This window comes from Staphylococcus sp. GDX8P80P (assembly GCF_017893095.1).
Classification (GTDB): domain Bacteria; phylum Bacillota; class Bacilli; order Staphylococcales; family Staphylococcaceae; genus Staphylococcus; species Staphylococcus borealis.
The window spans coordinates 1-12,144 of record NZ_JAESMI010000131.1 but is presented as its reverse complement, the minus strand read 5'-3'; the positions used below and the strand labels follow the sequence as shown (position 1 = coordinate 12,144).

At 34.9% G+C, this 12,144-nt stretch carries 11 protein-coding genes and 1 pseudogene; 6 read left to right on the top strand and 6 right to left on the bottom strand.

The window, feature by feature from the left end:
• The first annotated feature begins 136 nt into the window (after positions 1-136).
• From KA858_RS10960 to KA858_RS10945, 4 genes are all read left to right on the top strand, one after another.
• Positions 137-304 (top strand): hypothetical protein, encoded by a 168-nt coding sequence (locus KA858_RS10960; RefSeq protein WP_174841335.1) that lies wholly within the window; start codon positions 137-139, stop codon positions 302-304.
• A 302-nt stretch (positions 305-606) separates the two neighbouring features.
• Positions 607-3,291: an MMPL family transporter gene (locus KA858_RS10955; protein WP_210135695.1), complete on the top strand. Its 2,685-nt coding sequence runs from the start codon at positions 607-609 to the stop codon at positions 3,289-3,291.
• Between the two features lie 24 nt (positions 3,292-3,315).
• Positions 3,316-4,260, top strand: coding sequence for a glycine betaine ABC transporter substrate-binding protein (locus KA858_RS10950; protein ID WP_210135694.1), 945 nt, complete (start codon positions 3,316-3,318; stop codon positions 4,258-4,260).
• A 359-nt stretch (positions 4,261-4,619) separates the two neighbouring features.
• On the top strand, positions 4,620-5,189 hold the full coding sequence (locus KA858_RS10945; protein WP_210135693.1) for a TetR/AcrR family transcriptional regulator: 570 nt from the start codon (positions 4,620-4,622) through the stop codon (positions 5,187-5,189).
• Between the two features lie 42 nt (positions 5,190-5,231).
• On the opposite strand, the gene KA858_RS10940 is transcribed toward KA858_RS10945, so the two are convergent.
• From KA858_RS10940 to KA858_RS10925, 4 genes and pseudogenes are all read right to left on the bottom strand, one after another.
• Positions 5,232-5,405, bottom strand: a complete 174-nt coding sequence (locus KA858_RS10940) for a hypothetical protein (protein ID WP_210135692.1) — start codon at positions 5,403-5,405, stop codon at positions 5,232-5,234.
• A 28-nt stretch (positions 5,406-5,433) separates the two neighbouring features.
• Positions 5,434-6,126: a type 1 glutamine amidotransferase domain-containing protein gene (locus KA858_RS10935; RefSeq protein ID WP_210135691.1), complete on the bottom strand. Its 693-nt coding sequence runs from the start codon at positions 6,124-6,126 to the stop codon at positions 5,434-5,436.
• Positions 6,127-6,146: 20 nt separating this feature from the next.
• The gene (locus tag KA858_RS10930; protein WP_210135696.1) at positions 6,147-7,148 is read right to left on the bottom strand and encodes an NADP-dependent oxidoreductase; all 1,002 of its coding nucleotides are present in this window, start codon (positions 7,146-7,148) and stop codon (positions 6,147-6,149) included.
• Between the two features lie 293 nt (positions 7,149-7,441).
• Positions 7,442-8,621: pseudogene (locus tag KA858_RS10925) on the bottom strand (MFS transporter).
• 234 nt (positions 8,622-8,855) lie between these two features.
• Here KA858_RS10925 and KA858_RS10920 point away from each other — a divergent pair.
• Positions 8,856-9,908, top strand: coding sequence for an LLM class flavin-dependent oxidoreductase (locus KA858_RS10920; RefSeq protein WP_210135690.1), 1,053 nt, complete (start codon positions 8,856-8,858; stop codon positions 9,906-9,908).
• Between the two features lie 18 nt (positions 9,909-9,926).
• Positions 9,927-10,286: a DoxX family protein gene (locus KA858_RS10915; RefSeq protein WP_037538195.1), complete on the top strand. Its 360-nt coding sequence runs from the start codon at positions 9,927-9,929 to the stop codon at positions 10,284-10,286.
• A gap of 70 nt (positions 10,287-10,356) precedes the next feature.
• Here KA858_RS10915 and KA858_RS10910 read toward each other — a convergent pair whose 3' ends face one another.
• Positions 10,357-11,196: an SDR family oxidoreductase gene (locus KA858_RS10910; protein ID WP_210135689.1), complete on the bottom strand. Its 840-nt coding sequence runs from the start codon at positions 11,194-11,196 to the stop codon at positions 10,357-10,359.
• Positions 11,197-11,332: 136 nt separating this feature from the next.
• The gene (locus KA858_RS10905) at positions 11,333-11,809 is read right to left on the bottom strand and encodes a peptide-methionine (S)-S-oxide reductase (protein WP_210135688.1); all 477 of its coding nucleotides are present in this window, start codon (positions 11,807-11,809) and stop codon (positions 11,333-11,335) included.
• Positions 11,810-12,144: the final 335 nt, after the last annotated feature.

The following is a 12,144-nucleotide window of genomic DNA, read 5'->3' as shown; positions in this document are numbered from 1 at the left end:
TTATTCTTCAAGAAAATACATCAATTTTGATAAGTAGAAATGGTAAAAACATTGTATAGCATTTTACACAGGAGTCTGGACTTGACTTATTAATCAATTTGCTATTTTGTATATTATTGATTAGGAGGCAATGTTAATGCTCGTTCTTTCCATCATCTTATTACTCCTAGGTCTTATTCTAATCGGTATTAGTCGATTTGTTGCATACCAGCGTGACATTGATCTTAGAGAAAAAATTTATATTCCAGGCGTTATTTTTGTATTAATTGGCGCATTACTTCTCCTGTTTGATTTAATAAAATAACCACAACTTAATACATACACCCTATCATCTTCAGGTACACCAGCTTCAAACGGTTACCTGTTTTTTTATTATCCCCACGAAATCATGCTATTTTCACCAACATTTCTTCCAAAGTGTTGCATTTTCCAACGTCATAAAACTTTTAATGGTACCGAACAAGGGTATAACTTGTTACATTATCAAATGTAACATTTTAAATAAGCTTAATTTACGATGGCGATGTAACATCCTTGCTCACAATTCATCAACACACTATCTATAGGTTAAGCAAATAAAATCATAATGAAATAGGGGGAAATGTCTTGGCAAAGCTATTATATAAATTAGGAAAATTTATAGCTAAAAACAAATGGCTAAGTGTCATAGGATGGCTTGTCATTCTAGGTGTCATTATTACGCCTTTAATGATCAACTCACCTAAGTTTGATAGTGACATTACTATGAACGGGCTTAAGTCATTAGACACAAACGACAAAATCAGTAAAGAATTTCATCAGGATAGTGAAAAAGCCTCGATGAAAATTGTCTTTCATTCTAATAAGAATGATGGATTGAATAATAAAGATACGAAGAAAGATATTGAAGATGCACTAGATAACATCAGACAAAATGATGATTACATCCAAAACATCTCAAATCCATACGACACTGGACAAGTTAACGATGAAGGTGACACTGCGATTGCTAACGTTAGTTACGTCGTTCCACAAAATGGATTAAAAGATTCATCTAAACATATCATCGATAAAGAATTAAAAGATGTAACAGATAACCATAATGTTCAAATCGAGAAAACACAAGGTGGCGCTATGAATGCCGAACCTGGTGGTACATCTGAAATTGTTGGTATCGTCGTAGCATTTGTAATTTTACTTATTACATTTGGTTCACTGATTGCAGCGGGTATGCCAATTATTAGTGCAATCATCGGCTTAGGTTCAAGTGTTGGTATCATTGCGTTATTAACCTATATCTTTGATATTCCAAACTTCACACTTACACTAGCCGTAATGATTGGTTTAGCTGTTGGTATTGACTACTCACTCTTTATTCTATTCAGATTTAAAGAACTTAAGAAAAAAGGTGTCGATACTGTAGAAGCTATTGCAACTGCAGTTGGTACAGCAGGTAGTGCAGTCATATTTGCTGGTCTTACCGTTATGATTGCTGTTTGTGGATTATCACTCGTAGGCATTGATTTCTTAGCGGTAATGGGATTCGCTTCAGCGATTAGTGTATTATTCGCAGTATTAGCAGCATTAACATTATTACCTGCACTGATTAGTATCTTCCATAAGAGCATTAAAATTAAAGATAAACCATCTAAAAGTAAAGATCCTAAAGATCACCCTTGGGCAAAATTTATTGTAGGCAAACCAGTTATTGCAGTGATTGTGAGTTTAATTATTTTAATCTTAGCTGCGATTCCAGTCAGTGGCATGCGTTTAGGTATTCCAGATGACAGCTTAAAACCAACGGATTCATCAGAGTATAAAGCCTATAAATTGATCTCAGATAACTTTGGTGAAGGTTATAACGGACAAATCGTTATGTTAGTGAATACAAAAGATGGTGGCAGTAAAAACACTATCGAACGTGACTTAAATAATATGCGTAGCGATTTAGAAGATATCGACAATGTAGATACCGTGTCAAAAGCGCAATTGACTGACAATAACAATTACGCACTATTCACAATTATTCCTGAAAAAGGACCTAACGCTCAGTCTACAGAAAATCTCGTATACGATTTACGTGATTATCACAGTCAAGCTCAAGAAAAATATGACTATAGTACAGAAATTTCAGGACAAAGCGTCATTAATATCGATATGTCCGAAAAATTAAATAACGCTATTCCAGTATTCGCTGGCGTTATTGTTGTATTAGCATTCTTCTTATTAATGATTGTATTCCGTTCAATCTTAGTTCCGTTAAAAGCAGTACTAGGATTCATCCTATCATTAATGGCTACACTAGGTTTCACAACATTAGTTATTCAAAACGGCTTTATGGGTGGCTTATTCGGAATTGAAAATACAGGCCCATTACTTGCATTCCTTCCAGTGATCACAATTGGCTTGTTATTCGGACTTGCCATCGACTACGAGTTATTCTTAATGACACGTGTCCATGAAGAATACAGCAAGACGGGTGACAATGACCATTCAATTCGCGTCGGTATTAAAGAAAGTGGACCTGTTATCGTAGCAGCAGCACTCATCATGTTCAGTGTGTTCATTGCATTCGTCTTCCAAGATGATAGTGCAATCAAATCAATGGGTATCGCACTTGGATTTGGTGTCTTATTCGACGCATTTGTCGTACGTATGACATTGATTCCTGCGTTAACTAAACTGTTTGGCAAAGCTTCATGGTACCTACCTAAATGGTTAGGTTCAGTATTGCCAAATATTGATGTAGAAGGTAAAGCTTTAGAAGAAGATCAACATCAAGACGCATCTTCTGAAAAAGGTCATGACAACGATAGACATGGTGAATACGCTAGCCCAGACAAACAAGATCATCGTTATCAAAATGGTAGCCGCCACGATAATCACAACTATAATGATGAAGATTATAATCGTTCTGTACATTTAGGTCATCATCATGACAACCGCACGCACCAACATCATTACTATGATAACCAATATGATGATATTGATTATGCGTCACTTTACACGCAAAATGGCGATTATAGTCAGCACGATAAATACAATGATCGTGCGCGTCGCGATCGAGACAAATACGATAGACGTGATGAAAATCGTTACAACAATGATGAACAATACAACGATCGTCATCATGAGCACAATTCAAATTTCGACAAAACAACTAACCTTTATAAAGAATTAACTGATAGCAATATCGATCAAGATGTATTATTTAAAGCACTTATGTTATACGCTCGTGAAAATAATAAAGGTGTTTACGATAGATATAACCGACCATCTGAGCATCGTCACGATGACGAATATAGAGACTAATGATTACAAAGGAGGAAACACGTTATGTTAAAACGACGTAGTTCGAAAGTGATAGGACTACTAGCCACACTTGCCTTAGCCATAGTGCTAAGTGCTTGTGGTAATAGTGGTAGCGGTAGTGGTTCATCTGACGATAGTCAAACATCGCTTGGTAATAAAGAAATCGAAATACCCTATATCGCGAGTGATAATTCCACACCACGTTCACTAGTGATAGCAGAAGTATTGAAAAAAGCAGGTTATGATGTAACGACTACACCTGTAACAGCAAGCGGTCCATTATATGCTGCTGTCTCAGAAAACGCTGATTCATTCCATGCATCAGGTATCTTCCCTACTACTGATAAAAGTTATTACGATAAATTCAAAAGTAAGTTAACTATTTATGATGACAAACATTTAATTGATAACGCAAAAGTAGGCTTAGCAGTACCTAAATATGTACAAGACGTTGATTCAATTAGTGACTTAAAAGATAGTGATTTCGGTAAATCTGTAGATTGGACAATTCAAGGCACAGACGCACGTAATGGTGTGATGAAAGAAACGAAAGATGAACTTGATAGTGACAATCTTGATAAATATAGCTTGAAAGAAAGCTCTGACCAAGAACAATTCAAAAAAATCCAATCCGCTTATAAACAACAAAAACCAATTGTCTTCACAGCAATGGAACCAAGTTGGTTCTCTAAAGAATTAGACGTTAAAATGTTGAAAGATCCAGACAACATTTATGGTAATAACAATCAACATATTGATTTAGTATTTAACAAAGACTTTGAAGAAGCACATCCTGCTGCATATACAATTGCAACACGTATCGCAGATGACTGGAGTAAATCTGATGAAGAAAAATTAGCTAAACAAATCTTTATTAATAATAAAAATCCAGAACAAGTAGCTAAAGACTACGTGGACGACAATGATAATAAAGTGGATGAATGGTTAGACGGTATTGAAACGAACTAATCAGAGCGTTGAGAAACATTAAATCAAAGGGGTACACTTGTTTAATCAAGCACATAAATATATTAAAGCTACATTCTATAGTCGTAGTAGCTGACTGAATTGAGAGGCACTTAGATCAATCATTGCTCAGTTCTAGTCATCCTTGTGGGGAAGTGATATTGAACTCAGTATCACTTCCCCTTCTTTTATTTAATCTCTTATAATAATAAACGTATGACACGCATCATTTACTCTTTTTTTTATGCCTATTTTAAACGTGCTATCAGTTGCAATGTTTGGAAAAATCAAGATGATTGTGATAAATTACTCTTATTACGTCAGGCTATCTGACAAGATTAAAGATATAGGAGCATCAGATAATGCCGTCAGCAAATCAAAAACGTATGATTAAACATATTCATGAAACTGTGTTTGTACTTTTACATGATTATCACTTTGATGAAATCACTGTTCAAAAAATTTGCGACATTGCAGAGATTAACCGTAGTACGTTCTACAGATACTTTCAAGATAAATACGATTTACTCTACACCCTACCTGATTTCATTACTCAACAAATTATAGCTAAAGGTGACACGTCAGCCGATATTACAACACCAGAGTCATTTGAAGATTTTATATACTTTATTGGCAATAATAAAAAGATTTTCAAGCATTTATTAATATCATCGCGTCAAGCTGATGTATTTAGAAGCTTAACCAATGTGAGTCGCGATATGATGCTTAATAACTCCAAACTCCAAGATGATCCATTAGCTAAGAAAATTAGAGAAAGTAAACATCCTGAAATTGTAGCCGATTTCTATAGTAGTGGCGTGATTGAAGTGTTAAGACGCTGGGTTGAAAATGACTATAATTATACTGTTGAAGAAGTCTTTGAAACGTTAAACAACGTGCTTGAAACATCTCTAAATTGCCATCATAAATAAAAGCAATCTCACACAAACTAGGCATGAGATTGCTTTGTTTTATTATTCATGTTTCTTGGCGGTCGCTGTTTTATAAACCATGAAGATACTATTAGCAACGATTAATAGTGCTAGTATGACCATTGGCCAAACACCTATATTAACCATATTGAATACAATAAGTATTATCATCAAAATAAGATTTATTGCATTTGAAATCATCAACGATTTATCCACTTAGCATCACCTCTTACTATGTTATAACCTAATCTATTAAATTTAATTGTTTTTTTACTTCTTCGGCAACTAATTTAGGTGACTGTGGATTTTGTCCTGTAATTAATCGACCATCAACTTGTACATATGGCGTAAATGGTAGTCGTCGGAATGAATAATGCGCACCACGTTTTTTTATTTCATTCTGTAAATGAAACGGTACTAATGTGTCACGATTGGCTAATACTTCTTCTACGTTAGAAAAGCCTGTGACGTCTTTATCTTTAATTAAATATTCTCCACTGCTATTCTTTGCGTTGAGTAGTGCTGCAATACCATGACACACTGCTGAAACGATGCCACCTTTATTGTATATCGTTTCGATAGCGTTTTGTACGGCACTATTTTCCGGGAAATCAAACATCACACCATGCCCGCCTGTGAAGTATATGACGTCATAGTCTTCTACAAGGGCTTCAGATATTGGTTGTGCATAGCGCAATTGATTCATAAAGTCATTATCTTTATAATATGCTTTTGTTACTTTGTCTAACATAAATGGAGATAAACTAACTGGATCTATTGGTGTATTCCCACCAGTCATGTTATAAATATCAATATTTACATCCTCATTTTTGAATTGATTGTAAAAGTGGACAAGTTCTCCTAACCATAGCCCAGTTGGTTTACTATTATCACCAAAATAATCTGCACTTGTGTTCACTATCATAATATTTTTCATAAATTTAACACCCACCCTTCTTAATTATTCATTTTAATAATAATCTTACCTTTAGCACGACCACTCGTTGAATAATCTAACGCAGCCTGAGTGTCTTTAAAATCAAACACTTTATCAATAATTGGTTTGATCTTGCCTTCTTCGATTAATTGACTAATTTCTTGTAATTGAGTGCCACTTGGATGCATAAATAAAAAGTCATAATTGACGTTAAACTGTTGGGCACGTCGTCTTAATTTATAAGAAGCAACGCGTAATAACGCTTCTTTACCAATATTTAGATTTAAATCTCTAGCATTCTTATCTGTTGGAACACCAGACACTGATGCAATTGTGCCACCTGGTTTCAAGATTTCGAATGATTTTTCTAAGGTATCTCCACCTAATGTATCGAAGACACCATCATAATCATTAAGTTCTTGTGCGAAGTCTTGTTCTTTATAATTAATAAATTGATCTGCACCGAGTGACTCGATAAGTGCTTTACCACGATGACTTCCTGTAGTAGCAACATATAGTCCCATAGCTTTTGCTAATTGAATCGCAAATGAGCCGACACCACCTGATCCCGCCTGAATAAATACTTTATCACCACGCTGTAATTGCATGACTTCATTAAGGGCTTGGTATGATGTTAAACCGACTAATGGAATACTGGCTGCTTCTTCAAAAGATAAGTTTTTAGGCATCGGTGCTATTTCTGACGCATCAATTGAAATATAGTCTGCAAAAGTACCAATTTTAGTTTTACGTGGTCGACCATAGACTTTATCACCGACCTGATACGCTGTAACATTAGCACCCACTTCTGTGATAATACCTGAGAAATCGTTTCCTAGAATTAATGGAAATTCATATTTCAACAGTATTTTAAGTCCGCCATCTCTAATTTTAAAATCAATTGGATTAACGCTTGCCGCTTTAATTTGAACACGAACCTCGTTAGGATTCATGTTTGGTAAAGGCATACGTGTTTCTTGTACTGGGTAATCACCATATTGATGTACAACCATTGCGCGCATATCCGTTTTCATAGGCACTTCTCCTTTATCTCTATTTGAATTGTTATCCATTATAGTACGGTTGATAGTTGTTTACTAATAATCTGATTAAACAAAAAAGAGTGGAATAGAATTCATTCAGAATTCATTATTCCACTCTGTCTTGCATAGCTTGTAAAATCTATTTTGAGATTTTATATGTTAGATTCCTTCCCGTAAGGATAACTAAAATTTAGAAAAGATTGATATAAGCGACTTGATAGCTCAGGCAGCTACTATAGCTTTGCAAAGCAGACTAATAATAGACGCGTTCGTTATCTTACTTCATTCTTCCTACGTGGCAGGCATAAAGCAATTATGATAGCTATAATGCCAATGACGGCAATGATATTAAACTGGATTGTAAAGCTTGAAATCGCATTTAACACAATACTTAAAACTGGTGCAATCGCTGTACCTAAAAATAAAATAAATGTATTAACTGATAAAAAGAAGCCTTGGTTACCATTCACGGTTAACCCTACTTTAGAAATAGTTGATGGGATTGCGAAGGCAATGCCACTTACAAATAGCACACTCCAAAAAAATGAGTAATACGATATTCGTTGTCATAGACATCAAGATAAGCGAACCTGTGCTCACAATGAGTGCACCTAAGATAAGATTTTTAACGCCAATGCGGTCGCTAATACGCCCCGCAACAAGTGACAGTAGCATACCTATAATACCGAACAATTTAGCGTTAATCGCAGTCGTTTCATTTCCACCAATCGTATCGGACGTGACGTAATTGTTAAACACTGTATACATACTAATAAACATCGTCAACAATGTGAGAGACACTCCATAGCATAAGAGCACGGCTTTATTCGTTTTAAAATCACTAAAATTATTAAAGAATTTAAGTAATTGAATGTTGGGATTCTTCACTGGACTTTCAGGAATTTGCTTATGAATAACTAAAGCTAAGATGATATATAGCACCGTTAAAGTGAAATAAACCATATGCCAATTTGAAAAACCTACTATGATCTCACTTAAATTTTGACCAATAATCCCTGATAACATGAAACTCGTACTAATGAAACTAATCGCAGTCATACGTTTAACCGGTGAATAAGTTTCTGTCACGTATGTGATAGATATTGGTGAAAAGGCAGCAGCAAATATACCTTGTATCGCTCTTAAAACGACCAGTATTGCGAAAGAATGTACAAAACCTATAACCATACAAATCATTACAAGCCCACAAATTCCAAATAATATGGTGCGAATTCTTCCATATTTTTCTGAAATAGTCCCATAAAACAAACAACTTACTGAATACGTAACGGAAAATGCAACACCATTTAAAGTTGCAATTGATTGTGGAATTTTGAAGTCTTTAGCAAACTCTGCAGTTAATGGAATTGCCGTATATAAACTGCTCATTACTATAATTCCTGCAATAAAGAATATGGTTGTTATTTTATTGTAATTCATTGTTTTTTGGATAGACATTTGCTTCTCCCTTCTTTCTGTTTTCTACAACATTTCTATTATGACACTTTCACTTATTTTTCAAAAGACTACTTGAAATTGACAAAATACTTTTAAAGTTCTTTCATTTAAAAATCACATATTCGCTTTTTAAAATAAAAAATCTCTAATTCGAAACATTTCTATTGACTAATCCTAAAATAAGGACTACAATTCTAGTATAAAATTTATACCAATGGAGGTGACGTGTTGAAAATAGAATTAGGATTGACTTCATTTGCAGATAATGGTGATATGGTTATGCCTGATGGTACACTAGCTGCTGTTTCAAATGCTCAGAGAATTCGCGATATTGTAGAAGAAATTGAACTAGCTGATCAATTAGGATTAGATATATATGGATTAGGTGAACATCATCGTCCTGATTACGCTGTATCAGATCCAGTGACCGTACTTGCTGCTGCAGCATCACGTACTGAGCATATTAAATTGTCATCTGCAGTAACTGTGTTATCATCAGATGACCCAGTACGTGTGTATCAACGATATGCGACATTAGACGCAGTATCTAATGGACGTGCTGAAATTATGATTGGACGAGGGTCATTCATCGAATCTTTCCCATTATTCGGTTATAATTTAAATGACTACGAAGACTTATTTAATGAAAAGCTGCAATTATTACTAAAAATCAACGAACATGAAGTTGTAAGTTGGGATGGTAAATTACGTCCAAGTTTCGACCCAACAGGTATTTATCCACGTGTCGAACATGGTAAGTTACCTATTTCCATTGCAACTGGTGGTACACCTGAATCATCATTAAGAGCAGGTGCCTTTGGGTTACCAATAACGTATGCGATTATTGGTGGTAATCCTAGACGATTTACACGCAATATTGAGATTTATAAATCTGTCGCAGAATCTTACGGTCATAATCCAGACGAATTATCCGTATCGGTACACTCATGGGGGTACATCGCTGAAACAGACGAGGACGCTAAGAAAGAATTCTTCCCTTCTTTAAAAGCACACCATGATATTTTAGGTCGTGAACGTGGATGGCCTAGCTTTGACGAGAATATGTTTGAAAGAGAAGTAGGAAGTCAAGGCGCAATCTATCTGGGTAGTCCTGAGACGGTTGCCCAAAAAATTATTGAAACTGTTGAAACGTTAGGTCTTAACCGATTTATGATTCATACACCTGTAGGTTCAATGCCTCATGAGTATGTAATGAAATCAATCCGTCTATTTGGCGAACGCGTTAAACCTATTGTTGATAAATACTTTGAAAACAAATAAAAAGGAGATTTTTAAATTATGATTTTACGTTATGCTGCAAACTTAAAACTTGCTAAAGAATTATACACTGCTTCAAAACCTAAATTAAAAGGTGACCAAGAAATGAAAGATACATTCCAAAATGTATTCGGCTTACCAGAAAGCTCAGTTAAATTAGCTGGTACTGTAGAAGCTGCTGCCGCTGCTTTTTATGCTGCTAGTTTCTTAAACAAAAACTTATCACGTTTAGGTTCAATCGCTACTTTCGGTGTATTAGGCGTTGCTGCTTACAAACACTTTGAAGCTGGACATGGTAAAGAAGGCGCTCAACACGCTTTAGACTTATTAGGTTTAGCTGCATTAAGCTTTGCTGATACTTTCGATTGCGATAACAAATAATATCGTTAAACTTTATAATGTAAGAGTAGGACGTGCGATGACTATCATCACACGTCCTATTTTTTATTGTTCACTTTTTTAAAAATTCTGGGAAAGTTTGTGGTTTATCACGCACTAGTTGTTCAAAATCATTCGAATGTTGATCAAGTAACCCTCTTGCACCCGCTTCGTACATTGATGCAAGCAATGCACCAAACCCTTTAGGTTCATCATACATTTCTGCAAATGTGTCAAAAGAAACAGGACTATATTCAATCTTAGAACCTGCTGCTTCAGACAAAATTGCTGCTAACTCTGTCATAGAATAACTATAGCCAGATAACAAATATCTATGTCCAAATTTATCTGGTTGTTGTAATAATGCTACGATACCTCTAGCAATATCATCTCTAGAAATATAATTAATACGACCATCACCCGCTGGATAAATGAGTTTCTGCATATCTGCAAGTTCTGGTAAATAAGGTTTCAATGGATCCATATACATCGCCATTCTGACATAAGTATATTTAAGACCACTAGATGCAAGTAAACGTTCAGCGTAGCCAAAGTATGGACTCATATGGAAAGGATTATTATGTTGATCTGCATAGTATCCAATAAACATAATGTGTGAGACATGCGCTTTATGAGCTGCACTAACTAAATTTTCCACTTCTGGGAGTCGTTTAAATGACGGATGAATAATACTTGGAATAAATATAACCGTATCAATACCTTTGAAAGCACGAACCATACTTTCCTCATTAAAATAATCTAATTCTCTAACTCCTACTTTATCTTTCCAGTGTGAGGGCATTTTATCTGGATTACGTATCCCAATATTAAAATCAGGCACCTGCTCTTTAATTGCAAGTTCAGTGATATGTGACCCAAGATGTCCGGTCGCGCCTGTCAGTAAAACTGTCATTACTATCGCTTCTTTCTTTTATATTAAAATTACCTTCTATAGTACTGTATTGCCTAAATTTGTCTGGATATGCGTTTATATGAGGATGATTTGAAATAACTATACAAAATAGTGATTATTGTATCAATGGAAATTTTCAAAGATACTTTTTTAACATGTCAGGCGTAACATGACAGTATGAGATATCTTCTGGATGTTTATCGAGTCTATCCTGATGTTCCTCAGCACTTGCAACATAATTATTTAAAGGTAACACTTCTACGGCAATTCGCTCTTTATCAGGTCGTTTTGAGATGAAGTCGCGTGCTTCTTCAAGATGCTTCTGTTCATCACTATAAATACCTGTACGATATTTGGGTCCTTCATCAACGCCTTGTTTGTTAATACTATATGGATCTATAATCTCAAAAAGATAATTCATTAAGTCAGTAATTGATATCTGCATAGGGTCGAATGACGTTTTGACACATTCAGCATAGCCGTCATATTTGTCACTAAGTGTTTCAGATATTCCATTTGCACGTCCCGCTTCAGTCGATAAGACACCTGGCAATGTTTTTATAAACGCTTGAACACCCCATAAACATCCACCTGCAATGTATACAGTTTCCATCTTCAACACCTCATTTCAATTTATAATTAAAAAAATAGAAGGAACTTTGTCATAGTTTCCTTCTATTCTATCAAATTATTTCCTAACTAATGCTATAATCCCAGCAACGAGGATTAGAATACCTGATAAATAACCAAAAAATCCTAATAAATATATATGAATTATTGCAACAACAATAAGTATAATACCAATTATGGGCTGACCCCAATTAGTGGGAATTATATAAAAACACTTTCGTTGAATTCATATTAAAATGAATCATACGGAGGTGTTTTTTCTATGAAAAGAGTATCTTATTCAGTAGAAACAAAGTATAAAGCAGTTGAAATGAAAAT